Genomic DNA, 25016 nt, shown 5'->3' with positions numbered 1-25016 from the left:
TTAAATTCCCAGGATCGTGCGTAGTTTTTTGAGGGCCGCACGGGCTTCCTCGGCAGTGATGGGGGAGGCAGCGGCGCTGGCTGCTAGTGCGCGGGCAAGGGCCGTTGCCGCGTCTGCGACGGGGCGGGGGGAGAGGGTCTCCCGAGCTTGCTCTAGCGCTGGAGCCACTGCGGCACATGCGGTCCGTAGCGCTGCTTCTCCCCCGTCTTCTCTTTCCTGTTTCTCTAAGGGCCGCTCTCGAGGCCCTAGAGCGGCGAGGAGCTGCGCTGGTGTCTGTGTAGGCACATCCAGGTTTATTACCTGCGGGGTACTCGGATCCGCTTCGGCAAACCACCAGCGCAGCTGCTGAGGCGTCGTCTGCGGCAGAATCTCTTCCAGTGCAGGCGGCGCTCCGTATCTTCCGACCCGCCTTTCCTGTCCGTCCTTCAAAATTCTTACCGGAGCGATTAAACCAATGCGAAGCGCGTCGGCTGCACAGCCCAGTGCCCGGAGCCCAGCGCGGGTTCGGGCGGCATAGGCCCCGTGGTCGTCGCTCCACAGATCAATGAGCTGGTCAAAGCCCCGTGCGAGCTTCTGACGGTGGTAGGTCAGATCACTTGCCAGGTAGGATGCTCCTCCCAGTGTGCGCACCAGTGGGCGATCTTGCTCGTCGCCCAGTGCGGCGCTCTTGAGCCAGAGTGCCCCTCCCCGCCAAGTCGTGTGCCCCGCCGCGGTGAGATCCGTCAGCAGCTTGTCTACCTCGCCGGAGCGGAGCAGCTCCGCCTCGGAGATAAACGAGTCGAAGGTGACACCCAGCTCGGCCAAACTGGCGCTCTGACGCGCACGCACGGCGGCCAGAATATCTGAGAGGGTCGCGCCACGTGCGGAGCGTGCGATCTTGGCGGCAAACGGATCGGCTTCAGCGGCGACACTGCGCGCAAAGGCGGTCAAAGTCGTGCCGGGCGCATCATTCACATAGAACTCGCGCGTGACACTATGACCGGCTTCGGCAAAGACACGGGCGAGAATGTCGCCCACAACGGCAGCGCGTGCGTGCTGGATCGTAATCGGGCTATTGGGGTTGGCGGAGACATATTCAAGACAGATATTCATTTTTTTATTACGGTGAGCAGCGCGAAACGTGGTAGCGCGGCGAGCTTTTTTAGTCGGGCGGCATTGGGGTTCGAGGCGATGCGATAAAACCACTCCAGTCCGGATCTCTGCATCCAGAGGGGGGCTCGCTTAACGGTTCCCGAGAACACATCAAGTGTCCCACCCACGCCAATATAAACCTTTGCTCCCACGCGCTCTTTCTGGCGCGCGATAAACTTCTCCTGGCGGGGGATTCCCATCGCCACCAATAAAATATCAGGCTTTGTGGTGGCTATCTGCTCCGCCACAGCGTTTTCTTCGTCGGCCTTGTAGTAGCCATCGCGGACGCCGCAGATTATCGCCTCTGGGAATCGTTCTCGCATTTTCTGCGCCGCCGCCTCGGCGACACCGGGAGCACCCCCAAAAAAGAAAACCCGCCAGCCTCTTTGCCCGGAGAGCTCGACCAGCTTTGCCGAGAGATCAACGCCACTGACTTTAGCAGGAATCGGGGTTCCCTGCCGCTTGCAGGCCCAGAGAATCCCCGCTCCATCGGGCGTGATGAGCGCCGCATTTTCCACGATTGCGGCGAAGTCTTTGTCCTCGCGAAAGGTCATCACCATCGAGGCATCGGCAGTGACAATATGATGGGGTTTGCCCGAAGCAATGAACGAGGCGACATACTCCAGCGCCCCCTCCATAGTCAGACGGTCAATACGCATCCCATGCAAGGTAATCGCGTTACGCGGCGGAAGCTCAGCCATAGACGTTTATTTTATCGCAAAGCCAGCCCTACCAGTCATCCAGAACTTGCGGCACTAAATTCTCTCGCTCGTACCAGAACGCCTGGGTCGGCGTGAGACGCACCGCCTTCCCGAGCCGGGCCGCACGCGTGCGAAACTCGGGGTGGCGTAACAAGCGACGGAGAAGCTCAGGAATCTGTCCTGCCTGGGAATCGGGGAGAGTTATACAGACAAGACAATACCGGGACGTCAGCTCCGCCCCCAGCCAGAAACACAGCCTCTTGCATCGCTTCGCGGGAGACACGGTCTCCGTAGCCTTCCACGATCTGGGACATCGCTTCACCAGCCGCCAGCCGATTGAGAGCACCCGCGACCTCAACTCGGGTGTACTTGAACGTCGGTCGCCCCCCACAAATTCCTAGGGCCCGGACAACATACTCCCCCAGCGGAATGTACTGGTACAGCTCTCCGCCCACAGTCTCGGTGACGATTTCCATGGGGCTATTTTATCCCAAAGAGCAGCTTCCCGGCGGCGATGAGCAACACGAGGGAGAGCAGGCGGCGCAGGCTCGGCGGGGGGAGGCGCTTGCTGCCCAATAGTGCGCCCAGCGAGCCACCCGCGACGGCGGCAATAGCCCAGAGCCAGAGAGTGGGAGAGAGGTGCGCGAGGCTGCTCGGTTTGCCCGCCAGCCCCGCCAGCGAGTTGACGAGAATAAAGGCGACGGAGGTGCCCGCGGCCTCTTTTGTCTTTGCCCAGCCCATCAGGAGCAGGAGCGGTGTCAGGAAAATCCCGCCGCCTGTGCCCGTGAGCCCAGCCAGAAACCCGATGAGCGCTCCGAAGGGAATGCAGACCCAGGCTGGAGGTGGCTGTGGGTTTTCGGCATCGGTGAGCTTGCCCAGAAGCAGACGCACAGCAGCAAAGAGCAAGACCACTCCGACCAGTGGCTTGTACCAGATTCCTGGTAGCGTCAGCGCCCCCCCGAAGTAGGCCAGCGGCACTGCTCCCAGCGCAAACGGCCAGAAGAGCCGCCACGAGAAGGCGCCCGCGCGCGCAAATGCCACGGTGCCAATGCTGGAGACGAGCAAGTTCAGCACCAGCGCTGTCGGCTTCATCACCTCAGCAGGCACTCCCACCAGCGCCATCGCCGCTAGGTAGCCTGAGGCCCCCGCATGCCCCACGGAGGCGTAGAGTAGTGCCGCCAAAAAGATCAGAATGGGCAGAAAGGTCACAAGGCGATTGTACCCGCCCTGTTTCGTCCGTCCACAGGGTTACCGCCCACACGAACGTGGGCGTCTGTGAGCCTTCGGCTGGGATGTCGCTCCGCGACTAACAAAACTCTCAGAGTCGCTTGCGACATTGTGGCGGCACGCCCGCAGACGCCCACGTTCGTGTGGGCGGATATAATGACGCCGTGAAGATAACAGTATTGGATGCGTCGCCCGCGCTGGCAGGGCTGAACCTAACGGAGCTGGAGCGTCTTGGGGAGCTGACGGTGCATGCGCACACGACGCTGGAAGAACTTCCGGGGCGCCTCGCGGAGGCGCAGGTGGTTGTGCTCAATAAAGTCCGGCTCTCGGTAGAAGCATTTGCGGTGGCACCGGCCCTCAAGCTGGTCACGGTTCTGGCGACGGGCCACGATGTGGTAGACGGCGCAGCGGCGCGTGCGGCGGGAGTGACGCTCTGCAATGTGGCGGGCTACTCGACAGCATCCACGGCGCAGCATGCCGTTGCGCTTTTGCTAGAGCTGAGCAATCAAGTGGGGCGGCACGCGGCTTCGGTGGCGGCGGGCGCGTGGCAGACGCGGGGGATCTGGAGCTGGGCGGAGACGCCGCTGGTGGAGCTTTCGGGCAAGACACTGGTGGTGGTTGGGTATGGTGCGATTGGCAGCCGCATCGGGCAAGTGGCGGAGGCGCTGGGCATGCGGGTGCTGCCCGTGACAAAAACGCAGCGTGCCGGAACCTACTCCCTGGAGCAAGCGCTTCCTCAGGCGGATGTGGTACTGCTCCAGTGCCCACTGACTCCAGCGACGAACGCTCTGGTAAATGCTGCGTTTCTCGCGGCACTCCGGCCTGGAGCGCTGCTGATTAACTGCGCCCGTGGGCCGGTCGTGGACGAAGCCGCGGTTGCGGCAGCACTACACTCCGGGCACCTCGCCGGGTTTGCCACGGATGTGCTCTCCACCGAGCCGCCTGCCCCCGATAACCCACTTCTGAGCGCACCCAATACCCTCATTACCCCTCACAATGCCTGGGCGACGGGGGCCTCTCGTGAGCGCCTGCTGGCCGAAACGTGTGCAAATATCCGAGCCTTTCGGGACGGCGCGGCCCGGAATGTGGTCAATGCGTGAAATTTTCTAGGAGAGCCGTAACCGACATGCCTATAATGACGTTAGTGACAGTAGGAGTTTATTTGTAATGCGACGCCTAACCCTGACGGCTTTTCTTGGCCTGACCCTGCTTGCTGCTCCCGCAGCACTGGCGGCGGGGCCAAAACTAACACTCGCCCCGCACTTCAGTGCGGCTCTGATGCCCGGTTATGAGCAACCGGTCACGGTGACTCTCACCAACCCGGCGGACGGTGCGGCTTTCTCCGGGGAGGTTGTCCTCAGCCAGGGGACGCAGCAGTGGCAGGCACCGGTTACTCTGCCCGCCGGGGCATCGGTGGCAACCGTGACCCTGCGTCTTCACTATGCCGCCAATAGCTGGCTTCCCTCTAAAGTACAGCTGCGCAGCACACGCGGCGAGGTCGTGGTGGCGCAGACCTGGAACCCCGCCGTGAAGCCGGAAGGGCTCCTGCGGGTTCTCGTGGTCAGCAAAGACGGCAGCGCGGGGGCATGGGAGGGCCTCAATGGTCAGGTCAGTGGTGTCCACCGCGCATCGGGCCGACTCGTGCCCGGCGGACCCCGTCGTGTGCCAGGACAGGTAGGGATGAATAGGGAGCTGCCGGACGAAGATTATTTTTCCGTTGTCGCCGCCACGCCCAGCCAGCTCACGGAGCAGGCAAGCGCACTGGCTCAGTTTGGAATTGTCGTCCTGACCAGCGAGCAGGGGCTGAGCGAGGCACAAAAGGCGGCGCTGCAGCGCTGGGTAAACGCGGGCGGCGTTCTGGTGCATCCGGAAGAAACCGACACCGCAGAGCGGGTAGAGCTGCTGGGAGCGGGGCGGATTGTCCACACCGCCACACAGCCTTCGGTGAAGGCGCTTGTGGCACCCCAGAACTATGTCGGTTCTCTGCGTGCCCGTTTTGCAGGGCAGGAGGAGGAGAACTACGCCTCTTCGACGGCGGGGCTCTTTCCGCAGGTGCTGAAAAGCTCGGGGATGCAGGCACCGCCATTTTCCACCATCGCGCTCTTTCTGGGAGCCTACTTACTTGCCGTGGTGCCGCTTCAATATGTGATCCTACGCCGCCTCGACAAGCGCGAGTGGGCGTGGGGAACGACTCCGCTGCTGGCTGGCGCTTTTGCCCTTGGGGCCTACGTCGTGGGTGGTCAGGGACGGAGCCGGGTGGCGTTCTACAACACGGCCACCGTGATCGAGACGGCTGCCGGGCGAACCACCGGAGCCGCTGTCGCGCGCTTTGGGCTCTACTCCCCCGACCGAACGACCTACAGCCTCACGGCTCCGACCGCCGATACGACTTTCTTTAGGACGGTCGGGGATCTGGCAAGCCTCAGTTCGAATCAAGTACCCGGTCAGCCCACGCGCCTCCAGGACTTTGCCGTGCCGCAGTGGGCCATGCGCAGTGTTAGCCTCTACACCACCGATCTGCCCTTGGGCGGGGGCGTGATGGCATCCCTGAAGCGCCGGGGAACTCTTCTGGAAGGCACCGTGACCAACAACACCGGGGCCACACTGGAGTCCGTTCAGGTTCACTTCGGCACGGTGCGCGCTTTTATCCCCCAGCTGGCTTCTGGCGCGACCCATACGATCAGTCTTAGTGCCGACGGCCAGGAGACGACTTGGCTCCAAAGTGTTGCTACCGCACCTCTATCGCTCGGTAGTACGCAGACGGCAGGGCGATTTTTCCCGATGCTGGCGAGCTCTGTGCCCTACGAGCAGAACACGACCAGGAACCCCTACGGCTATGTGCCACGAACCAATGAGGCGCTGATCACCGCGCTGACATCACAGGAGCTGGTTCCGGTGGCGATTGAGGGCGGACGAGCCACTCCCCGAACGACCGATAGCCTGCTGATCATCCACGTGCCTATTGGAGAATGAAGCCATTGCAGACGCCGGTTTCAACCGGCGGTAAAAGCGCGTACAATAGCCGCATGAACGTTTTATTTCTGGGAGGCACGGGCCTCATTTCAACGGCGATTGCGCGTAAGCTGCTTCAGCGTGGCGAGCGGGTCACTTGCTTCAATCGGGGCCGCAGTGAGAATCGCCTTCCCGCGCACCCGAACCTGACGATCATTAACGGGGATCGCAGTGATCGCGCGGCGTTTGAGGCGCTCTTTGCGGATAAGCACTACGATGTGGTCGTGGACATGATCTGCTTTAGCCCCGATGATGCCGCATCGAGCATTCGGGCGTTTAAGGGCCGCTGTGGGCACTTTATCTTCTGTTCGACCGTCTGTGTGTACTCCGGCCCTCCTGTCACGATTCCTACCCCGGAGAGCGAGCCCTACCACTCCGTCGGGGGTTATGGCAAGAACAAAGCCGCCTGTGAGCAGCTTTTTCTGAGTGATCCAGACTTCCCCGCTACCGTGATGCGTCCGTCGCATAGCTACGGCGAGGGCGGGACGCTTATCCGGCCCGTGGGCGGCTGGGGTTCGTTTGGGACGTTTCCAGAACGCCTGCGCAAGGGCCTTCCCGTGATTGTCCCCGGCGATGGTACGGGCCTCTGGGCGAGCTGCCACGTGGACGATGTCGCGGAGGGCTTTATCTCCGTGATGGGCAAGCCTGCGGCCCTTGGTGAGTGCTTCAATATCACCGGGGAAGAGAATCTCACGTGGAATGATTACCATCGGATTGTTGCCGAGGTGGTCGGTGGGACCTATAACCCCGTCTACATTCCCACCAGCGTGCTCTCTGACCTCGCCAAGCCCGACTGGACCGGCGGGCTGCGCGAGATTTTTGCTTGGCCCAGTATCTTCACCACCGATAAGATCAAGGCCGTTGGGGGCTATCCTGGCCAGAGTGTCTCCTGGCGCGAGGGGGCGGCGCGGACAATCGCCTGGATGGAGGCTAATGGCAAGGCTCAGCCCGCCGAGAGCGACACCTACGAGGGTCGGCTGATCGCAGCCTGGCAGGCGGCACTTCAGACACTGAACGCATTCGATGCACACGATTGAGCGCATTGCTTTTTTGCTACTGGTGGTTTGCTTAATTGCCATGATCGGGCGGCGGCTACGGCTACCCTACACCGTAGGACTAGTTGCCTCCGGGGCGCTTCTCTCCGCTACGGGGATGCTTACAGGCGTCGCGCTGACACAGGAGCTGATCTTCTCCGCGTTTCTGCCGCCCCTGATCTTTGAGGCCGCGTTCTACATCCCCTGGAAAGAGCTGCGGGCCGATCTCAAGCCGATCTTGCTACTCGCGACGGTGGGAGTGCTCCTGGCGATGGGGCTCACGGCGGTAGGAATGCACTTTCTGGCGGGCTGGCCCTGGCAGACGGCACTGATCTTTGGGACGCTTATCGCCGCCACGGATCCCGTCTCCGTGATTGCCACTTTCAAAGAGGCAGGAGTTCACGGGCGCTTGCGACTGCTGGTGGAGTCCGAGAGCCTCTTTAATGATGGCACGGCGGCGGTACTCTTTGGCGTGGTTCTGGCCTGGGCAACCAGTGGCCAGGTCTCGGCGACGCACATGGGGCTGGACTTGCTTCGTGAGGTGGGCGGCGGCTGCGCGATTGGCCTACTGGTCGCGTTGGCGGTGCTCTGGATCGCGGGACAAACCGACGATCACCTGGTAGAGATTGCGCTCACGGTGGTGGCGGCCTACGGCTCGTTTCTGGCGGCACAATATTTTCACTGCTCGGGTGTTCTGGCGACGCTGTGCTGTGGCCTGCTCCTGGGCAACTATGGCTCGCTCGGAGCGCTCTCCGATGCGGGGCGCGAGGCGGTGGGCTCGTTCTGGGAGTTTGCGGCGTTTCTGGTGAACTCGGTGGTTTTCTTGTTGATCGGGGCACAGGAGCACGGGCTGATCGGTCAGCTCCAGCGCTTTGGTCTACCGATCCTGATTGCCATTCTCGTGGTCATTTTGGGCCGTGGTGTGGCGGTCTACCCTCTCTGCGCTCTTCTGCGTCGCTCGGTACTTGCGATCTCTGTGGCCCACCAGCACATTCTTGTCTGGGGGGGGCTTCGAGGCGCACTGGCACTCGCTCTGGTGCTTGGTCTGCCTGCGAGCCTGCCACACCGACAAGAGCTGCTGGCGACAACCTTTGGTGTCGTGGTCTTCTCGGTCGTGGTTCAGGGGCTGACCTTCACCCCGCTGCTCAAGCGCCTGGGGCTACTGGAAGCATAGCGGGATTTGAAACCTGGCGCGAGCTTTTTACATACAAAGGCCCATATGCAAATTACGCTTTTTGACACAAACGGGTTCGACCGCACGATTACGCTTTCAGAAACGTCACTTACCGCGATTGCTGAGTCCCAAGTTGTCTGGATTGATGTAGATCGTTCCAAACAGAAGGATCTCACGGAGCTTGCAAGCTGGCTTGAGATTTCGTCCCTGGGTTTACCTGCCGAGGACGATGGCCGGGCACGTCCTCGCGTGGACAACTTCGGTTCCTGGCTCAAAGTCCGTGTGCTGACGGTAAGTGCGGATGAGATGGCGCAGCCCCTGTATTTTCTTGTGGGGCGCAACTGGATTGTGACGGTACATGATGGGGCCATTGAGGTACTAGACAGCTTTGATCGGCAAATTCGGGATGACTCACAGCTGGGGCGACTCTCCGGCACGAGTTTTCTTGCCGCGATGTTGGACTGGCACCTAACAGGGTTCTTCCGTGCTATCGAACGGCTTGAAAAGGAAGTGGATTCCTGGGACGATCGTGCGATGGCACCGCAGCCTGGAGTTCTTCTCCTGCCCAATCTGCGACAGCTTCGCCAGAAAATTGCGGCACTTCGACGACTTCTTATTCCACATCGAGAAGTGTATAGCGCGTTGATTCGCCCCGATATTAGCTCTGTTTTTGGAATGGTGGAATCCGATTCTATTTTTCTGACTTTGTGGAATCAAATGGAGCGAGCCATTGATAGCATTGATAATGCGAGAGAGCTTGTTCTTGGCTCATTTGAGATGTACTCAGCACAGACTGCTCAGAAAACAAACGATGTGATGCGAGTATTGACCGTAGTCACAGTGCTATTGCTTCCCATAGGGACACTCGCCGGAGTTCTGGGAATGAATTTCCAGGCACGTATCTTCGCGACTCAGGATAGAGGGTTCTGGACAACCGTCACTCTAATGGCGTCATTGATGACAACGGGGGCATTTCTGGCGTATCGGCTTGGATGGGTTCAGCTAAGCTTCCAGGAAGAGGGCACCACTCGCTTGGAGGCGGACGAAGCAAAGAAGTAGCCCTCCTGGCCGATACCCCGCGGGGGCATTCCTATTTTTTAAACGGGTTACCAAACTTGGTATCGCTCGTGAGCGTGTTGTCGGTGAGAGTGCGCAAGAACGCCACGAGAGCATCGCGGTCGGTGCCAGGAAGGGGCAGGCGCTGGGGAGTGCCGCCCGGCCCTTTGAGCCGGTTGTCGAGCGCGGGGCCCTCTTTCACGCCGCCGATGTAGTGATCCACCACTTGCTCCAGCGTGGAAAAGCGTCCATCGTGCATGTAGGGGCCGGTGATTCCGATGTTCTTGAGCGACGGAGCCTTGAAGATGCGGGTCTCGCCCGCATCCAGACCATTGCTACGGGAGTTGGCATCGAGCGAGAAGGTCGGCACACTATGGCACCCGGCGCAGCCTGCGCCACCCTGGTTGGGGGCGAGTAGATAGACCTGCTTGCCGCGCTCCTCTTGATTCGTGAAGCCCGCGAACTGCTGACCCACTCCTCGGCCTGGAATCCCTGGGTTAAAGACCTTGGCGAACTCGGTGTCGAACTTACTACTCACAGAGACCATGCTACGCTCGTACTGGGCAATGCTGCGCTGGATCCGATCCTCGGTGATCGTGCTGTCTCCAAAAACAAAGCGAAAGAGCTCGGGGTAGTAGGGCAGTGCGTTCATCTTGGCAACCACTGCCGCCATGCCCCCGTGCGCGGCATCGAAGCCCATCTCGACGGAGTTCTGGATCGGCTGGGTAGACTGGGCTTCCAGGCTTGCCGCGCGGCGATCCCAGAACATCTGCATTCCCGTGTAGAAGCGCGCATTGGCGATACGCATGCTATGCGCTCCCGTCAGGCCGCCCTCGAAGCCCACACTGAGTGTCTTGTTGTCCACAAAGCCGGTGCTCTGGATATGGCACGTCGCACAAGCCACCGTATCGTTGCGGCTGAGGCGCTTGTCGAAGAACAGGACGCGCCCTAGGGTTGCCCCTCGGTCTGTGACGGGATTGTTGCCGGGCGTATTGTCCTGGGAGCGCACAGTGGCATCGTAGTGCACCGGATAGGCAGGATTTGCGTAGTTGAAGAGGCTATTCACATCCAGCGTCGTGTACTCTTTGGTTCCCGCAAACGGATCGGGTGTGGGGGTTGGGGTGGGGGTCGGAGTGGGTGTGGGAGTCGGAGTCGGAGTCGGAGTCGGGCTTGGCGTAGGAGTAGGCGTTGGTGAGGGAGTTGGGCTCGGTGTCGGCGTCGCGCCCGGCACCGGGGTCGGCGTCGCGCCTGGCACGGGTGTTGGTGTCGCGCTTGGTACGGGTGTCGGCGTTGCACCGGGTTCCGGTGTTGCACCGGGGACGGGAGTGGGTGTGGAGACGGGCACCGGTGTGGGAGTAGGAGCGACGGTACCGCCCCCTCCGCCCCCGCAGCCCATTGTTGCTAGGGTAAGCGCTTGCAGACCCAGCGCAGCCGAGATCACGAAGCGACGACGAGGGGGGAGCAAGTTTTTTGTGTCCATAGTGGCCTCAGGGTAAATCTTAGTTGTGAAGAAGTCATGAAGCGAGAATCACCCGCCATACTGGCGGGGCCTGATGACTCGCCCCGTTCATGGGAGCGATTCGGGGTACAATTTGGGCTATGAACGACAAACGCTGCTACGAGCTTCGTATCTACACGGCGGGGGAGGGCAAGCTCGATGCCCTCAATGCCCGCTTCCGCAACCACACGCTGGGGCTGTTTAAGAAGCACGGGATGACCAGTGTGGGGTATTGGACACCACTGGCCAACCCGGAGCGCAAGCTCTACTACGTGCTCGCCTATCCCAATCGCGAGTTTCGTAACGCGGCGTTTAAAGCCTTCGGGGCCGATCCTGAGTGGCAGGCAGTCTATAAAGAGTCCGAAAAAGACGGCAAGCTGGCGACCAAAGTGGAGTCGCAGTTTCTGCACACGCTGGACTTCTCGCCCAAGCTCCCCGCAAAATCCACACCACTAAAACAGCCACGGGCGTTTGAGCTACGGACGTACTACGCGTCGCCGGGGAACTTAGCGCGGCTTCAGAATCGCTTTCGGCAGCACACCACGCGGCTTTTTGAAAAACACAAGATGACCAATATCGCCTACTGGGAGCTCGATCCCGATCAAAAAGGCGCGGACAACACGCTGGTCTATCTCATGGCCTACCCGAATGAAGCGGCGCGTAAGGCGTCTTGGGACAGCTTCCGCACCGATCCGGCGTGGCTGGTGGCGCGGGAAGCATCGGAGAAAGACGCAGGTGGGGCACTGACGCTCAAAGACGGCGGCGTGGTCTCGCTCCTACTGACCCCCACCGACTACTCGCCGCTGGTGTAGTGCGCTTCTCCATCTCCCTGCCGCTGAGATGGCAAACTCTGGGCACGTTCCGATAATTTGGTAGAACCCCGCTGGGGAATGTGCTAGAATCTCGCTATGCGTAAAACCATCGTGGGTATCGGACTGGGAGCCGGGTTGCTGGCCGTCTCGTTTGGGGTAGGAGCCGCGCCGTCGCAATCTCCCCCTTCGCTTGCTGGAGGGGGCCAGGGGGAGGCGAAAACCAAACTTTCCTACAACAAGGACATTCGGCCCATTCTTGCTGACAACTGCTTTCCTTGTCACGGCCCGGATTCGGCGGCACGAAAAGCCGGACTGCGCCTCGATAAGCTCGCCGATGCACGGGCGAAGGGGGCGATTCTTCCGGGTGATCCTCTCGCCAGTCAAGTGCTTCGTCGCGTCCGTCTGCCCCAGAGCGATGCCAGGAGCATGCCGCCCGCTGCCGGGCACAAGCGGCTCACGCTCCAGCAAGTCGCACTGCTGACGCGCTGGATCGGTGAAGGGGCGCAGTACGAGCAGCACTGGAGCTTTCTCGCGCCCAAACTACCCCCCATCCCCCGCCCGGCGGGGGGGACAAAATGGATCGCGAACCCGATAGATGCCTTTGTGCTGGCAAAGCTGGAGCAAAACAAGCTCACGCCCGCGCCGGAGGCAGATCGTCGGACGCTGGCACGACGGCTCTCGCTGGACTTAACCGGCCTGCCCCCCGAGTCCGCCGATGTTGAGGCGTTTGTGAGTAACACTGCGCCCAATGCCTACGAGAAACTCGTGGATAAGTTCATGGCAAGCCCGCAGTGGGGCGAGCATAGAGGGCGCGCCTGGCTCGACGCCGCACGCTACGCCGACACGCACGGGATTCACTTCGACAACTACCGCGAGATGTGGGCCTACCGCGACTGGGTGATCGCCGCGTTCAATCAAAACATGCGCTTCGATCAGTTCACCATCGAGCAGCTCGCCGGAGACTTACTGCCCGAGCCCACTCTGGATCAGCGCATCGCGACCGGCTTCACGCGCTGCAATATCACCAGCAACGAGGGTGGCGCAATCGCCGAGGAGTACCTGGTGCTCTACGCCCGGGATCGCACGGAGACGGCGGCGCAGATTTGGCTGGGGAGCACGGCGGGCTGCGCGGTGTGCCACGACCATAAGTTCGACCCGATCTCGCAGAAAGACTTTTACAGCCTCTCCGCGTTTTTTAACAACACGACTCAGAACGCTATGGACGGCAATATCAAGGACACGCCGCCGATTATCCAAGTGCCCGTGAACGCCGACCGCCCGCGCTTCGCACTCGTCCAGAAAGAGCTGGGCGAGGCCAAGAAAGCCACCGAGGCACGCAAGGCGACGGCAAAGGCGGATTTTGACAAGTGGCTCACTGCCCCAACCCGCACGGCGCTCGCTGTGCCCACTGAGGGGCTACTCTTTCAGGCCGCGCTCAGTGAAGGCAAGGGCAAGGAACTCGCCGTGACGCATGTTGGGCAGGCGGCCACCTACACCGCCGATGGCTCCGGGGCGAACTGGACCGAGGGGCAGCTCTCGGAGAAAGCCTTCCAGAAAAAGCCCGGCGGTGCGGTAGTACTCCCCGAAGTGGGAGACTTTGAGAACAATCAGGCATTCACGTGCTCCGCATGGGTGAAGCTTCCCGAGGGCAACACCGGCGGCGCGATCGTGGCACGCATGGACGAAGGCAATGCGCACCGGGGCTGGGACATGTGGGTGGAGGGCAATAAAGTCGGGAGCCATATTGTCTCCAAGTGGCCCGAGGACGCGCTCAAAGTGGTGACACAGGAGGCGCTGACTCCCAAGGTATGGCATCTAGTCACGATTACCTACGATGGTAGCCTGAAGCGCAGTGGGCTGAAGGTCTATGTGGACGGCCAGGAGAAAGCCACTGACGTGCAGGCGGAGAGTCTCAAGAGCTCGATCAAGACCACCACTCCTTTCAAGCTGGCACAGCGCAGCGGCGGAGCGTTTATTGATGGGCTCGGCCTGCAAGATTTGCGGCTCTACAACCGGGCACTACCGGCTCAGGACGTGGCGGCGCTCCTAGCGATGCGCTCGGAGTACCTGCTGGCGCTGGGCAGTGATAAGCTCAAACCCGCGCAGCGCGACGAGCTGTTCTCTGGCTGGCTGGTCGGGGGCGACGAGGGCTACAAGACGCTCTCCGCGAAGCTGACGAGCTTGCAAAGCGAAGAGGCGGCCATTAAAGGGCGTGGAACTGTGGCGCATGTGGCCAATGAGAAGACAAACATCCCCGAGGCCTACGTGCTCTTTCGCGGTGAGTACGACAAGCGCCGCGATAAAGTCAGCCCGATGACCCCGGCGTCGCTTCCCGCGATGGCGTCGAGCCTCCCGAAGAACCGCCTCGGGCTTGCCAAGTGGCTGCTTCAGCCGGGGCACCCGCTCACCAGCCGTGTGACTGTGAATCGTTTCTGGCAGGAGCTCTTTGGCAACGGCCTGGTCAAGTCCGCCGGGGACTTCGGGATCATGGGTGAGCTGCCCAGTCACCCGGAGCTACTGGACTGGCTCGCATTAGATTTCCAGAAGGACTGGAACATCAAGCGCTTCTTCAAGCAGCTCGTGATGAGCAGTACCTACCGGCAGTCTGCCGTGCTCACGCCCGACAAGAAAGTCCGCGACCACGACAATCGCCTGCTCTCCCGTGGCCCACGCTACCGGATGGACGGCGAGATGGTGCGCGACTACGCCCTGGCCAGTAGCGGCCTGCTCGTCAAGAAGATCGGCGGCGCGTCGGTGCGGCCCTACCAGCCCGATGGGGTCTGGGAAGCCGTGGCGATGATCGGCTCCAACACGCGCGACTACAAAAGAGACACCGGCGAGAGCCTCTACCGCCGCTCGATGTACACGATCTGGAAGCGCGCCGCGCCGCCCGCCTCGATGGAGCTCTTCAACGCCCCCAACCGCGAGACCTGCGTGGTCAAGCGTGAGCGCACCAACACGCCCCTGCAAGCCCTCGTCACGCTCAACGATGTCCAGTTTGTCGAGGCCGCACGGCACCTCGCCACCCGCGCCCTCAAGAGCGGCAACGCTTTAGACTTCATCGCCCGCCGACTTCTCGCCCGCCCGCTCACCGCCACCGAGAAAGTCATTACGGAGACGAGCTTAGAGGAGCTGAAAAAGCACTACGACGCCAATCCTAAAGAAGCGCGTGAGCTGATCAACTTCGGCGAGTCCAAGCCCGACCCGAGCCTCAACACCAGCCAGCTTGCCGCCTGGACCATGCTCGCCAACCAGATGCTAAATTTGGATGAAGTACTAAACAAATAGGAGAATAAAAATGGAACTCAGCGACCTTGGAAAACAGGCGGAGGCACTCTATCAGCGCTTTCGCCCACAGCTAGAAACCAAAGAGAATATTGGAAAGATTGTCGTTTTCGATGTGGATTCTGGGGACTATGAGCTGGACGCGACCGGAATTGAATCGTCGAAGCGCCTGCGGGAGCGCCATCCTCTCGCTAATCTCTACGCGCTCCGAATCGGCTATAAGGCTGTTTTTTCTTTTGCAGGGTACCTGGAACGAACGTCATGACGGGACAGGTTCTGGAGCGCCGACCGCTTCTAAATATTGTTTTTCGTCTGGAGGAAATGCCCAATCTTGGAATCGAGTTCGTTGTGGATACCGGCTTTACGGATTTTCTAACCCTTCCTCCCGAAGCAGTCTCAGCCCTGCGCTTGCCTTTTTCGCATCGTGCGTACGGCACGCTTGCGGATGGCAATCCGATAGAATTCGATGTCTACGCTGCCACGGTACTTTGGAATGATGAGGAGTGCCTTGTGCCCGTCGTTGCGACGGGGAGACGCCCCCTCTTAGGAACCAGTTTATTAGAGCAACATGAATTAAAAATTGAGTTTGTTGAGAAAGGTAAAGTCTCTATCACACCAATGGAGAAAAACGAAGAATGACACACACCAAAGTGGACTCTAGCATGCTCGATGCTGTCGGCTACGACGAAAAGACGCAGGAGCTAGAAGCCGTCTTCACCAGCGGAAAAGTTTATCGCTACTCTGGCGTGCCCAAAGAAGTCTACGAGGAGCTTCTCGCCTCAGATTCCAAAGGCTCGTTCATGCGCAGTGCGATTATTGACTGCTACCCTGACTACCAGGTGAAGCCAAAGCGCCGGAGATATTAAATAACCGCATGCCCACCGGCGCGATTCTCTACGTCCAATTTCCCGACTCCACCACATCGGGAGACTGGGAACGCTGGCGCGAGGCGTTTCTGGCAAAATTCGATCTTGGATTTGGAGATTTTGGTGAAGAGTATGTGACGTTCGCTAGAGCCAAGCTACTCATGCCCGATTGGGATTTTGCTCCCCAGTTGCCGTTTTTCGGAGGACATAAAAAAGGTATTTCGCTCTGGGAGGCATTTCCTAAAAGTATATTCCTTGAGGTGGATTTGCCTTTAAACGCGCATTATGGTCCTGGATATGAGCGTGGCAATCTAACTGCGTTTGTTGCCTATGGTGAGTGGTTTGAGGAGAATATCCCAGATAGTCGCGTTTGGTATGCAAATGATTGCTCGGATACGGCTTTGATTTACGATGCACCCGTTCGACGGATTTTGTTGGACTACTATCAGAAAGTAGGTCATGAGCCTTATGATGCAAAATACGAGGAGAAGTATCGCTGGGATGGAGTGCGTGAGGAATGCGGGCGGCTATGGGGGCTGGAGCAGGAGCGCGTTTTGGGGGAAGTGAGACAACACGATGGCATTTAGTGACTACAAAAATATCTCACAGACGCAGAGGGAGTTTGGGATTGCCTACCGCGAGGAGCGCTTTCTCTTCGCCGCGCCCGTTCTGCCGCCGCAGAGCTTTCTGGCCGACCTTGAGTTTAACCTGGCCAACATGGATATTTTTACGTCGAAGGCATCGCGCACCGAGCTGGTGATCTCGCCGCTACTCCGGGAGGCTTACAAGCGGTTTTATGAGCGCTATGCCTTCTGGATTCAGAAGCCGCTGAACTACAGCGAGAAGCTCTCCGGGATTCCGGACTATCTGATCGCGACGAAATCGGCGCTAGGTAAAACGGTGCTGGAGACGCCGCTTGTGGTGGTGGTCGAGGCGAAGAAAAACGACTTTGAGCAGGGCTGGGGGCAGTGTCTGGCGGAGCTGATCGCGGCGCAGAAGCTCAACGACAATCCGAGCCTGCCGGTCTTTGGCATTGTTACTGACGGTGAGCTGTGGAAGTTTGGGAAGCTGATCGGAGCGGAGTTTGTGCTAGAGACAACCGGCTACACGCTCACCGACCTCCCTGAGCTTTTTGGGGTACTGCTGCACATTTTGGAGACGGCTGACTGATGCCTCGGCTTTCACGGCGTGGGGTTTTAGGCAGCGCGGTGCTGCTCAGTGGGGCAGGGCTGACGAGCTGGCGCATGTTGCGCAGGCGTCCACAGCCAGCCGAGGCGCACGAGGCGCTTTTTGAGGGGATTGTCTACGAGCGGGAGAATAGGCAGGCGCCGCGCCCGATGGTGCTGCACTGGCTGAGCGTTGATCTGAGTGCGCCGGGAGTTCGGTTCCTGGTCACACCCGGAAAAGTGGACTCGGAGCGGCCACTGGTGGGGAAAAAGACCACGGCGTTTCTGGCGGAGCACGACTGTCAAATCGCGATCAATGCGGATTTTTTCTATCCCTGGTACTCCAGCACGATCTGGGATTACTATCCAAAACCAGGTGACCCCGTGGCGGTGGAAGGGGTGGCTGTCAGCGAGGGGGTACCCTACAACGACAGTGATGGACACTTGCTTAAGACCACACTCTGGATCAGCAAGGACAACACGGTACAGATTGGTTCGGAGCGCCCCCCGAGTGTCTGGAACGCTTGTGGCGGGCATAGGCTTCCGCTGGAGGGAAGCGCAGAGGACGATGAACTAAGCCCTCGTGTGGCGGTCGGGCTGGCGGGAAAGACGCTCCTGATTCTGGTGATTGACGGACGGCAAAAAGGCTACAGCGAGGGGGCGACGGTGAAAGACCTGGCGGAGCTGCTCCAGGCACGGGGCGCGACAGTGGCAATCAACTTGGATGGCGGTGGCTCGGCGACGATAGTGGCGCAGGGGCGGGGGATTTTAAACTCTCCGATTGACTGCAAGATCCCCGGGCGAGAGCGGCATGTTGCCAACCATCTGGGAATTTTTGCAAAGAAGCTGACTTAAAGAAATTGACTTGAGGCATAATAGAGCTATGAAGCACAATAAAGAACCGATTCATCCGCTTGTCGAAGAGTGGGTACGCCTGGAGACCCGGCGGCAGTTTCTACGCAGCGGAGCCAACGCCCTGGGAATGGCCGCGCTCTCGGCGCTGGGCGGCGAGGCATTCGCCGCGCCGCAAGTGCTCCCCCGCCGGGCGGGGGCTGGGGGGGTGGTGCCGGGGGCACTGCCGAAGCTGCACTTTGCGCCCAAGGCTAAGCACGTGATCTATCTGCACATGGTGGGCGGGCCGCCGCAGATGGATCTCTACGACTACAAGCCGGAGATGGTCAAGATGTACGATAAAGACCTCCCGGAATCTATTCGCAACGGCCAACGGCTGACCACGATGACCAGTGGGCAGGCGCGCTTTCCGGTGGCACCGAGCAAGTTCGCCTTTAAACAGTACGGCAAATCCGGCATGTGGGTCTCGGAGCTCTTGCCCAACACGGCCAAGATGGTGGACGATATGTGCTTCATCCGCTCGATGCACACCGAGGCTATCAACCACGAACCCGCCATTACCTACATGCAGACGGGCAATCAAGTGACTGGGCGCCCCTGTCTTGGGGCCTGGACCAGCTACGGCCTGGGCTCGATGAACTCCGATCTGCCGACGTTTGTCGTGCTGGTGGCGCAGCCGAGCAACACGGATCAGGTGCAGGCGATCTCCGCGCGCCTCTGGCAGTCGGGCTACTTGCCGGGCGAGCATGCCGCGTGCTCTTTCCGTGCGGCGGGCGATCCGATTCTCTACATCAATAATCCGCCCGGCGTGGATACCGGAGTCCGGCGGCAGACGCTCGATGGCCTGAAGGCGCTGAACCAGCTCAACTTCAAGACCGTCGGCGACGAGGAAACTCACACGCGTATCGCGCAGTACGAGCTGGCGTTTCGCATGCAGGCCAGTGTTCCCGAGCTGACGGATCTTAAAAATGAGCCCGCCAGTACCTACGAGCTCTACGGCGAAGCGGCCAAAAAGCCCGGCAGCTTCGCCCACACCGCGCTCACGGCCCGCCGCATGGTCGAGCGCGGCGTGCGCTTTATCCAGGTCTATCTCAATAACTGGGACACCCACGCCAATGTCGCCGGGCGGCTCCCGAGCCAGTGCAAAGACATTGACCAGGCGTGTGCGGGATTAATCCAGGATCTCAAGAACCGTGGCCTGTTCGAGGAGACGCTAATTATCTGGGGTGGGGAGTTCGGGCGCACTATTTATTCACAGGGCGGGCTCACCAAGGAGAACTACGGGCGCGACCACCACCCGCGCTGCTTCACGATGTGGATGGCAGGCGGCGGCTCCAAGCCCGGCACGATCTACGGCGAGACCGACGACTTCTCCTACAATATCGTCAAAGACCCCTGCGATGTTCACGACTTCCACGCCACTGTGCTTCATCTACTCGGGATAGATCACGAGCGCTTCACCTATAAGTACCAGGGGCTGGATCAGAAGCTCACCGGAGTCGAGCCCGCCAAAGTCATCAAAGAACTCATGGCATGACCGAGGAGTTTACCTGGAAGACTTTTCGCATTGTCTCGGCGCGTGATGCCGACGGCAATGTGCGGTGTGCGCTGGTCTTTAAGGGGGCAGCGCAGCACCACTCCCTGGAGCTTCCCGGCAAATTCTTTCTGGGCCGCGGCTTATCGGCGGCACCCGAGCCCGGCACACTTGCGCTGGCGCTGCTGGGCGTTTCTGTGCTGTTCATGCGTCGCCGTGCCTCTAGTTGCTCGGGGTAAGCCGGACAACCACGGACTTACTGGTGGGAGTCTTGGACTTGTCGGCGTGGCTGCGCAGGGGGATCAGGACATTGGCCTCGGGGAAGTAGGTCGCGCAGCAGCGGCGCGGGAGGGCGTAGGGAACCAGCACGAACTTCTCGGCGCAGCGCTCCTCGCCCTCGAAGACACTGACAATATCCACAAGCTCACCTTTGGTCAGACCCGCTTGCGCGGCATCGTCGGGGTGCACCAGCACGACACGGCGACCGCCGTAGATTCCCCGGTAGCGGTCATCATTGCCGTAGATTGTGGTGTTGAACTGGTCGTGTGTGCGAAGGGTCATCATGAGCCACTCGCCTGGAGGGAGCTGCCACCGAGGGAGCGGGTGAACCGTGAAGTGCGCCTTGCCGCTGACGGTGTGAAACTGGCGCTCACGGGGCGGGTTGGGCAGGACAAAGCCGCCGGGGACGCGCACACGGGTGTTGAAGTCCTCAAAGCCGGGCACCACGGCGGCGATCTTCTCGCGGATGCGGTCGTAGTCGCTCACAAACCCCGACCAGTCGTCGCCCAGAACGGCTTGCGCCAGCCCAGCCACAATGGCGGGTTCGCTCTTGAGTAGAGGCGAGGCGGGCCCCAGCGTCCCTCGCGACGCATGCACATTACTAACCGAGTCCTCGACGGTGACAAACTGCTCGCCGCTGGCCTGTGTGTCTTGTTCGGTGCGCCCCAGACAGGGCAGGATCAGCGCGCTCTCTCCCGTGACTAAGTGGCTCCGGTTGAGCTTAGTGGACACCTGCACCGTGAGGCTACACTGGCGTAGCGCCTCCGCCGTGGCCTCCGTGTCCGGGGTGGCGGAGAGGAAGTTACCGCCCAGTGCAAAGAAGACACTCGCTTTACCGGCGTGTAGAGCCTGGATCGCCTCGACGGTATCCAGACCGTGCTTGCGGGGCGGGTTGAAGGCAAAGACTTGCCCCAGGCGATCGAGCCAGGTGTCGGGCATCTTCTCGTAGATTCCCATGGTTCGGTCGCCCTGCACATTGCTATGGCCACGCACGCACAGCAGCCCGCCACCGTCCTTGCCGAGCATGCCCCGTAGTAACACTAAGTTGACCAGATACTGGACATTGGCGACGCCATTTTTGTGCTGGGTCAGCCCCATCGCCCAGCAGAGCACCAGTCGCTTGGCTTGGCTTGCCAGTACGCCCGCAGCTCGGATCTCCGCCTCGCTCACCCCGCAGCCCTCGGTGATCTCCTGCCAGCTCGTGGCGTCTAAGTCCGTGCAGAAGGCTTCGTAGCCCTGCGTGTGCGCCCCAATAAACGCCTCGTCTTGCGCCCCCGCCTCCTGCACCGCTTTGCAGAGTCCTTTGAGCAGCGCCACATCGCCGTTGATACGCACCGGCAGATGCAGGCAGGCTAGAGGGGTCGGCTGGTCGAGCAGGCCCCGTGGCTCCTGCGGGTGCGCGAAGGCGGTCAGTCCGGCCTCAGGGAGTGGGTTTACGGCGACGAGCTTCGCGCCGCGCCGCACGGCTTTTTGCAGGCTGGTGAGCATTCGCGGATGATTCGTGCCAGGGTTTTGCCCAAAGACAAAGATCGTGTCGGCGTTTTCTAGCTCGGCTAGTGTCACGGTGGACTTTCCCGAGCCGATGCTCTCGCCCAGGCCCACCCCCGACGACTCATGGCACATGTTGGAGCAGTCGGGCAAGTTATTCGTGCCAAAGCGCCGCACGAAAAGCTGGTAGAGAAAGGCCGCCTCGTTGCTGGCGCGCCCCGAGGTGTAAAAAATCGCCTCATCGGGCGAGGCGAGTGCTTTGAGCTTCTCCGCGATGAGTGCGAACGCCTCATCCCAGGGGATAGGTGCGTAGTGGTCGCTGCCAAGACGCAGCACGAGCGGCTCCGTGAGGCGGCCCTGGCGATCCAGCCAGAGATCGGAGTTTTGCGCGAGCTCCTGTACGGAGTGTTGGGCAAAAAACTCCCGCCCGATGCGCTTGCGGGTGGCTTCACTGGCAATGGCTTTTGCCCCGTTCTCACAGAACTCAAAGCGGCTCCGGTGCTCGGTGGGGTCGGGCCAAGCGCACGACGGGCAGTCGAAGCCCGTTTTCTGGTTGACCGCGAGCCAGGTCTTGACTCCGCGTACCCAGCCCTGCTCTCGGGTCATCGCCTCGGTGGACTTAATCACGGCGTTTTTTCCCCCCGCGAAGTGCTTGGGTTCCCCAAGCGTTACCTGAGTTTCAATGGGCGGCTGCGCCGCTGCTTTTTCTCGCTTAGACTGAGACAATGCGCCACTCTCCCGCGTAGATATTGAAGCACTCGCCGCGCAAAAAGCCCACCAGCGTGATATCCGCATCCTGGCACATCGCCACGGCCAGCGACGATGGTGCCCCGACTGCCACTAGCGCGGGAATACCAGCGCGGGCAGCTTTCTGAACCAGCTCGTAGCTCACGCGGCCACTGACAAACAGCAGATGCTCGGTGAGGGGGAGTAAGGCTTGCTGGAGCGCCCACCCGATCACTTTATCCAGCGCGTTGTGCCGCCCGATATCCTCGCGCAAGCAGAGCAGAGCACCATCGGCAGTGAACAGAGCCGCCGCATGGAGTCCGCCTGTGGCCTCGAAGACTTCCTGGGCCGCACGAACTCGCGCACTGAGCTGCGGAAAAAGTGCTTGTGGAAACAGCGGCCCCCCCTTGCGCTGGGGTGGCTCTTCAGCTTGGGGAAGCGTACTACGGCCACAGATTCCGCAGGCCGCATGGGTAGGAAAGCGGCGTAGGGGGGGCGGAAGCGCCACGCCCGGTGCGAGTGTTACCTCGCCGCCCCGAAGCTGGAGAATGTCAGCACGCCGCTGAATCACCCCTTCGCCGTAGAGAAACCCGAGCACAAGCTCCTCATCCTCACCCGGCGTCCGCATTGTCATGGAGAGAGCCTCCCCGCTCACGCGTATGGTTAAAGGCTCCTCGACCGCCAGGCAGTCCGCTCGATAGGTTCGCTTCCCCGCCTCGACGCGGAGAATCTCGACTGCGCTCGTTCGCATGGCCTGATTGTACCCAACAGAAAAAAACTAGCGCCTCCAGTGAATATTAAGGCATACTGATAATAAAGCGGGGGTAGCCTCCCTTGATTGAAGGAAATAATGAGATGCGTTTAATACCCTCCCGATTGTTGGTTGGTCTGGGAGCTCCTGCGGTAGCCCTCCTGAGCCTGGTAAGTACGGCAAAAGCCCAGCTGGTGTTTAACCTCACCCCCGCTCCTGCCGGCATTACGGCACAGGCCACCACCGGGTTTCAGCAGGCAGGGGCGCGCTGGTCGTCTTTTTTCTCCGATAGTGTGACGATCAATCTGGAGATTGGCTTCTCGGCACTAGGGCCGGGTATCTTGGCCTCAGCGAGCAGTGTGAGCGCGGACTACACCTACACGAGTGTTCGTAGTGCGTTGCTGACGGATGCACTCTCTGCGGATGATATCAGCGCCGTCGCGCACCTGCCCGCGGCGCCCGCGGTGAACTTGATGCTCAACTACACCAGCAACAGCCCCAATGGTTCAGGAAGCCCGACGCCGTACGTAGATAACGATGGCGATGCGAATAACACGACGATTAATGTCAATAATGCGAATGCAAAGGCACTGGGGTTGCTTTCCGGGACGAACCTGGCTCTCGATGCCTCGATTACGTTTAGCAATGCCTTCAACTGGGACTTCGATTCCAGCGATGGGATTACATCGGGTTTTTATGATTTTGTGGGGATTGCCGCGCACGAGATCGGGCACTCGCTGGGATTTGTCAGTGGGGTAGATGTTCTGGACACCAATAGTACCAGTAGTTTCTTTCGCGACGATCAGTTTATTTTTGTCTCACCATTGGATCTCTACCGACGTTCGGCGCTGAGTTTGGCAAACGGCGGCGATAGTACTCTGGACTGGACGGCGGGTAACTCGGGGGCATATTTCTCGATTGACGGGGGAGTCACCAACCTGGCACTCTTCGCCACGGGCAGAATTCATGGTGATGGGCGGCAGGCGAGTCACTGGAAAGATAACCTGGGGATTGGAGTGATGGATCCGACGGCGGCGACGGGCGAGCTACTGACAATCACGGCGCGCGATGTCCAGGGATTTGATGTGATCGGCTGGAACTTGAGCGCCTTGTCCGCCCCGGAGCCGGGCACGCTTGCGCTGGCGCTGCTGGGGATTCCGGCTATTGCGGCACGCCGCCGCCGCAGAGCGTAGCCGCGAGCGACGGACAAAAAACAAAAAAAGCCCCGGCCTACTGGCTGGGGCTTTTGTGTTGTATCTCAGACCTTGGCGGTCTTGACAGTCTTGATGATCCGCGAAGCGACCTTGTAGGGATCAGCGGCGGAGTTGGGACGGCGGTCTTCCAGCCAGCCCTTCCAGCCCTTCTGAACAGCACCAATTGGGATGCGGATAGACGCGCCACGGTCGGAGATCCCGTAGGAGAACTTGTTCCATGGGGCAGTTTCGTGCTTGCCGGTCAGACGCAGGTGGTTGTCCGGGCCGTAGACATCAATGTGGGCCATAATGATGTCTTCCGGAGCGAATGCCTGACAGATCTTGTCGTAGACATCCTTGCTACCCGACGTGCGTAGCGCTGTGTTGGAGAAGTTGGCGTGCATTCCCGAGCCGTTCCAGTCGGTGTCGCCCAGCGGCTTGCAGTGCCAGTTCACCCAGATATCGTACTTTTCACCGATGCGCTCCAGTAAGTAGCGTGCGATCCATATCTGATCGCCCGCCTCTTTGGCACCCTTGGCGAAGATCTGGAACTCCCACTGGCCTGTCGCGACTTCCGCGTTGATTCCCTCAACATTCAGCCCCGCTTGGAGGCACTGCTCTAGGTGATCCTCGACAGTCGCGCGGCCAAAGGCATTACGCGCACCGACGGAGCAGTAGTAGGGACCCTGAGGGCCTGGGTAGCCACGGTCGGGGAAGCCTAGCGGCTTATTGTTGCCAGAGTAGAGGAAGTACTCCTGCTCGAAGCCGAACCAGAAGTCGTTGTCGTCGTCCTCGATAGTCGCGCGGCCATTGGAGCGGTGTGGCATCCCGTAGGCATCGAGAACCTCGCACATCACCAGGTAGGCGGGAGTGCCTAGCTTGGAGCGCTCCGGATCGGGGCAGATAAAGACGGGCTTGAGCTGGCAGTCCGACGAACCGCCTGGGGCCTGCTCCGTTGAGGAGCCATCGAAAGACCACATCTCACAGTCCTCTAGCTTGCCGCTGAAGTCTGTTTCAATCTTGGTCTTGCTACGCAGGCTCTGCATCGGCTGATAGCCGTCGAGCCAGATATATTCCAGTTTTGCTTTTGCCATACTGAGAAAGATTCTACCCTTTTTTATGTTTCCGTTAGGTTTCCATAATTAAACGACCGAGGGGACTGTCTGCTTTAGCTGACAGGGGAATCGGCAACCGCACGGCACAGGTGCGCTGCGCACCATGCCGCATAGAA

The 25016-nt window shown here is 60.3% G+C and carries 25 protein-coding genes; 16 read left to right on the top strand and 9 right to left on the bottom strand.

The genetic code is table 11. The features are described from left to right. The 5 genes from ACH2ED_RS19000 to ACH2ED_RS18980 are packed head-to-tail and all read right to left on the bottom strand — an operon-like array spanning position 1 to position 3041. Positions 1-1092: a hypothetical protein gene (locus ACH2ED_RS19000; RefSeq protein ID WP_395094284.1), complete on the bottom strand. Its 1092-nt coding sequence runs from the start codon at positions 1090-1092 to the stop codon at positions 1-3. Then, on the bottom strand, positions 1089-1832 hold the full coding sequence (locus tag ACH2ED_RS18995; RefSeq protein WP_395094283.1) for a WecB/TagA/CpsF family glycosyltransferase: 744 nt from the start codon (positions 1830-1832) through the stop codon (positions 1089-1091). Before ACH2ED_RS18995 ends, ACH2ED_RS19000 begins: the two co-directional genes overlap by 4 nt. Positions 1833-1860: 28 nt before the next feature. After that, a complete protein-coding gene (locus tag ACH2ED_RS18990; protein WP_395094302.1) occupies positions 1861-2115 on the bottom strand; it encodes a hypothetical protein in 255 nt (84 codons plus the stop codon). Further along, positions 2000-2308, bottom strand: coding sequence for a DUF433 domain-containing protein (locus ACH2ED_RS18985; protein WP_395094282.1), 309 nt, complete (start codon positions 2306-2308; stop codon positions 2000-2002). Before ACH2ED_RS18985 ends, ACH2ED_RS18990 begins: the two co-directional genes overlap by 116 nt. Positions 2309-2312: 4 nt before the next feature. Next, positions 2313-3041: a sulfite exporter TauE/SafE family protein gene (locus ACH2ED_RS18980; protein WP_395094281.1), complete on the bottom strand. Its 729-nt coding sequence runs from the start codon at positions 3039-3041 to the stop codon at positions 2313-2315. Between the two features lie 182 nt (positions 3042-3223). Between ACH2ED_RS18980 and ACH2ED_RS18975 the strand changes: the two genes are divergently transcribed. From ACH2ED_RS18975 to ACH2ED_RS18955, 5 genes are all read left to right on the top strand, one after another. Then, positions 3224-4159, top strand: coding sequence for an NAD(P)-dependent oxidoreductase (locus ACH2ED_RS18975; RefSeq protein ID WP_395094280.1), 936 nt, complete (start codon positions 3224-3226; stop codon positions 4157-4159). A gap of 67 nt (positions 4160-4226) precedes the next feature. Continuing rightward, positions 4227-6032 carry a hypothetical protein gene (locus tag ACH2ED_RS18970; protein WP_395094279.1) on the top strand — a complete coding sequence of 602 codons (1806 nt, stop codon included), beginning with the start codon at positions 4227-4229 and terminating at the stop codon, positions 6030-6032. 53 nt (positions 6033-6085) lie between these two features. After that, positions 6086-7108: an NAD-dependent epimerase/dehydratase family protein gene (locus ACH2ED_RS18965; RefSeq protein ID WP_395094278.1), complete on the top strand. Its 1023-nt coding sequence runs from the start codon at positions 6086-6088 to the stop codon at positions 7106-7108. Further along, positions 7095-8279, top strand: a complete 1185-nt coding sequence (locus ACH2ED_RS18960) for a cation:proton antiporter (RefSeq protein ID WP_395094277.1) — start codon at positions 7095-7097, stop codon at positions 8277-8279. The genes ACH2ED_RS18965 and ACH2ED_RS18960 overlap by 14 nt, the downstream gene beginning before the upstream one ends. Before the next feature lie 45 nt (positions 8280-8324). Then, positions 8325-9338 carry a CorA family divalent cation transporter gene (locus tag ACH2ED_RS18955; protein WP_395094276.1) on the top strand — a complete coding sequence of 338 codons (1014 nt, stop codon included), beginning with the start codon at positions 8325-8327 and terminating at the stop codon, positions 9336-9338. Between the two features lie 31 nt (positions 9339-9369). Here the strand turns inward: ACH2ED_RS18955 and ACH2ED_RS18950 are convergent, their stop codons facing one another. Next, complete coding sequence (locus ACH2ED_RS18950; protein ID WP_395094275.1) at positions 9370-10815, bottom strand: cytochrome c peroxidase; 1446 nt, start codon at positions 10813-10815, stop codon at positions 9370-9372. Between the two features lie 119 nt (positions 10816-10934). On the opposite strand from ACH2ED_RS18950, the gene ACH2ED_RS18945 reads away from it, so the two are divergent. The 10 genes from ACH2ED_RS18945 (at position 10935) to ACH2ED_RS18900 (ending at position 19587) form a co-directional block, all read left to right on the top strand. Beyond that, positions 10935-11645, top strand: coding sequence for an NIPSNAP family protein (locus ACH2ED_RS18945; RefSeq protein ID WP_395094274.1), 711 nt, complete (start codon positions 10935-10937; stop codon positions 11643-11645). Between the two features lie 96 nt (positions 11646-11741). Then, positions 11742-14933, top strand: coding sequence for a DUF1553 domain-containing protein (locus tag ACH2ED_RS18940; protein ID WP_395094273.1), 3192 nt, complete (start codon positions 11742-11744; stop codon positions 14931-14933). Between the two features lie 10 nt (positions 14934-14943). Next, on the top strand, positions 14944-15195 hold the full coding sequence (locus tag ACH2ED_RS18935; RefSeq protein ID WP_395094272.1) for a hypothetical protein: 252 nt from the start codon (positions 14944-14946) through the stop codon (positions 15193-15195). Further along, complete coding sequence (locus ACH2ED_RS18930) at positions 15192-15569, top strand: clan AA aspartic protease (protein ID WP_395094271.1); 378 nt, start codon at positions 15192-15194, stop codon at positions 15567-15569. The genes ACH2ED_RS18935 and ACH2ED_RS18930 overlap by 4 nt, the downstream gene beginning before the upstream one ends. After that, positions 15566-15796: a KTSC domain-containing protein gene (locus ACH2ED_RS18925; RefSeq protein WP_395094270.1), complete on the top strand. Its 231-nt coding sequence runs from the start codon at positions 15566-15568 to the stop codon at positions 15794-15796. Before ACH2ED_RS18930 ends, ACH2ED_RS18925 begins: the two co-directional genes overlap by 4 nt. A gap of 8 nt (positions 15797-15804) precedes the next feature. Beyond that, positions 15805-16383 carry a hypothetical protein gene (locus ACH2ED_RS18920; protein WP_395094269.1) on the top strand — a complete coding sequence of 193 codons (579 nt, stop codon included), beginning with the start codon at positions 15805-15807 and terminating at the stop codon, positions 16381-16383. Continuing rightward, positions 16373-16966 carry a hypothetical protein gene (locus ACH2ED_RS18915; protein WP_395094268.1) on the top strand — a complete coding sequence of 198 codons (594 nt, stop codon included), beginning with the start codon at positions 16373-16375 and terminating at the stop codon, positions 16964-16966. The genes ACH2ED_RS18920 and ACH2ED_RS18915 overlap by 11 nt, the downstream gene beginning before the upstream one ends. Next, positions 16966-17817, top strand: a complete 852-nt coding sequence (locus ACH2ED_RS18910; RefSeq protein WP_395094267.1) for a phosphodiester glycosidase family protein — start codon at positions 16966-16968, stop codon at positions 17815-17817. The genes ACH2ED_RS18915 and ACH2ED_RS18910 overlap by 1 nt, the downstream gene beginning before the upstream one ends. 28 nt (positions 17818-17845) lie before the next feature. Continuing rightward, complete coding sequence (locus tag ACH2ED_RS18905; protein ID WP_395094266.1) at positions 17846-19351, top strand: DUF1501 domain-containing protein; 1506 nt, start codon at positions 17846-17848, stop codon at positions 19349-19351. Beyond that, complete coding sequence (locus tag ACH2ED_RS18900; RefSeq protein ID WP_395094265.1) at positions 19348-19587, top strand: PEP-CTERM sorting domain-containing protein; 240 nt, start codon at positions 19348-19350, stop codon at positions 19585-19587. Before ACH2ED_RS18905 ends, ACH2ED_RS18900 begins: the two co-directional genes overlap by 4 nt. On the opposite strand, the gene ACH2ED_RS18895 is transcribed toward ACH2ED_RS18900, so the two are convergent. Both ACH2ED_RS18895 and fdhD read right to left on the bottom strand, forming a co-directional pair. Next, positions 19571-21841: an FdhF/YdeP family oxidoreductase gene (locus ACH2ED_RS18895; RefSeq protein WP_395094264.1), complete on the bottom strand. Its 2271-nt coding sequence runs from the start codon at positions 21839-21841 to the stop codon at positions 19571-19573. The genes ACH2ED_RS18900 and ACH2ED_RS18895 overlap by 17 nt on opposite strands. Then, positions 21828-22592, bottom strand: a complete 765-nt coding sequence (fdhD, locus tag ACH2ED_RS18890; protein ID WP_395094263.1) for a formate dehydrogenase accessory sulfurtransferase FdhD — start codon at positions 22590-22592, stop codon at positions 21828-21830. Before fdhD ends, ACH2ED_RS18895 begins: the two co-directional genes overlap by 14 nt. Positions 22593-22696: 104 nt before the next feature. On the opposite strand from fdhD, the gene ACH2ED_RS18885 reads away from it, so the two are divergent. Beyond that, positions 22697-23785, top strand: a complete 1089-nt coding sequence (locus ACH2ED_RS18885) for an NF038122 family metalloprotease (RefSeq protein WP_395094262.1) — start codon at positions 22697-22699, stop codon at positions 23783-23785. 65 nt (positions 23786-23850) lie between these two features. Here ACH2ED_RS18885 and ACH2ED_RS18880 read toward each other — a convergent pair whose 3' ends face one another. After that, the gene (locus ACH2ED_RS18880) at positions 23851-24879 is read right to left on the bottom strand and encodes a glutamine synthetase beta-grasp domain-containing protein (RefSeq protein WP_395094261.1); all 1029 of its coding nucleotides are present in this window, start codon (positions 24877-24879) and stop codon (positions 23851-23853) included. Positions 24880-25016: the final 137 nt, after the last annotated feature.

This window comes from Armatimonas sp., from assembly GCF_043757465.1.
Taxonomy (GTDB): domain Bacteria; phylum Armatimonadota; class Armatimonadia; order Armatimonadales; family Armatimonadaceae; genus Armatimonas.
This window is presented reverse-complemented; position numbering and strand designations above follow the sequence as displayed.

What these genes read in the sequence shown, in the direction of transcription:
- ACH2ED_RS19000 (WP_395094284.1), bottom strand. Translation starts at nt 1,092, where the DNA reads ATGAATATCTGTCTTGAATATGTCTCCGCCAACCCCAATAGCCCGATT.
- ACH2ED_RS18995 (WP_395094283.1), bottom strand. Translation starts at nt 1,832, where the DNA reads ATGGCTGAGCTTCCGCCGCGTAACGCGATTACCTTGCATGGGATGCGT.
- ACH2ED_RS18985 (WP_395094282.1), bottom strand. Translation starts at nt 2,308, where the DNA reads ATGGAAATCGTCACCGAGACTGTGGGCGGAGAGCTGTACCAGTACATT.
- ACH2ED_RS18970 (WP_395094279.1), top strand. Translation starts at nt 4,227, where the DNA reads ATGCGACGCCTAACCCTGACGGCTTTTCTTGGCCTGACCCTGCTTGCT.
- ACH2ED_RS18965 (WP_395094278.1), top strand. Translation starts at nt 6,086, where the DNA reads ATGAACGTTTTATTTCTGGGAGGCACGGGCCTCATTTCAACGGCGATT.
- ACH2ED_RS18960 (WP_395094277.1), top strand. Translation starts at nt 7,095, where the DNA reads ATGCACACGATTGAGCGCATTGCTTTTTTGCTACTGGTGGTTTGCTTA.
- ACH2ED_RS18955 (WP_395094276.1), top strand. Translation starts at nt 8,325, where the DNA reads ATGCAAATTACGCTTTTTGACACAAACGGGTTCGACCGCACGATTACG.
- ACH2ED_RS18950 (WP_395094275.1), bottom strand. Translation starts at nt 10,815, where the DNA reads ATGGACACAAAAAACTTGCTCCCCCCTCGTCGTCGCTTCGTGATCTCG.
- ACH2ED_RS18945 (WP_395094274.1), top strand. Translation starts at nt 10,935, where the DNA reads ATGAACGACAAACGCTGCTACGAGCTTCGTATCTACACGGCGGGGGAG.
- ACH2ED_RS18940 (WP_395094273.1), top strand. Translation starts at nt 11,742, where the DNA reads ATGCGTAAAACCATCGTGGGTATCGGACTGGGAGCCGGGTTGCTGGCC.
- ACH2ED_RS18935 (WP_395094272.1), top strand. Translation starts at nt 14,944, where the DNA reads ATGGAACTCAGCGACCTTGGAAAACAGGCGGAGGCACTCTATCAGCGC.
- ACH2ED_RS18930 (WP_395094271.1), top strand. Translation starts at nt 15,192, where the DNA reads ATGACGGGACAGGTTCTGGAGCGCCGACCGCTTCTAAATATTGTTTTT.
- ACH2ED_RS18925 (WP_395094270.1), top strand. Translation starts at nt 15,566, where the DNA reads ATGACACACACCAAAGTGGACTCTAGCATGCTCGATGCTGTCGGCTAC.
- ACH2ED_RS18920 (WP_395094269.1), top strand. Translation starts at nt 15,805, where the DNA reads ATGCCCACCGGCGCGATTCTCTACGTCCAATTTCCCGACTCCACCACA.
- ACH2ED_RS18915 (WP_395094268.1), top strand. Translation starts at nt 16,373, where the DNA reads ATGGCATTTAGTGACTACAAAAATATCTCACAGACGCAGAGGGAGTTT.
- ACH2ED_RS18910 (WP_395094267.1), top strand. Translation starts at nt 16,966, where the DNA reads ATGCCTCGGCTTTCACGGCGTGGGGTTTTAGGCAGCGCGGTGCTGCTC.
- ACH2ED_RS18905 (WP_395094266.1), top strand. Translation starts at nt 17,846, where the DNA reads ATGAAGCACAATAAAGAACCGATTCATCCGCTTGTCGAAGAGTGGGTA.
- ACH2ED_RS18900 (WP_395094265.1), top strand. Translation starts at nt 19,348, where the DNA reads ATGACCGAGGAGTTTACCTGGAAGACTTTTCGCATTGTCTCGGCGCGT.
- fdhD (WP_395094263.1), bottom strand. Translation starts at nt 22,592, where the DNA reads ATGCGAACGAGCGCAGTCGAGATTCTCCGCGTCGAGGCGGGGAAGCGA.
- ACH2ED_RS18885 (WP_395094262.1), top strand. Translation starts at nt 22,697, where the DNA reads ATGCGTTTAATACCCTCCCGATTGTTGGTTGGTCTGGGAGCTCCTGCG.
- ACH2ED_RS18880 (WP_395094261.1), bottom strand. Translation starts at nt 24,879, where the DNA reads ATGGCAAAAGCAAAACTGGAATATATCTGGCTCGACGGCTATCAGCCG.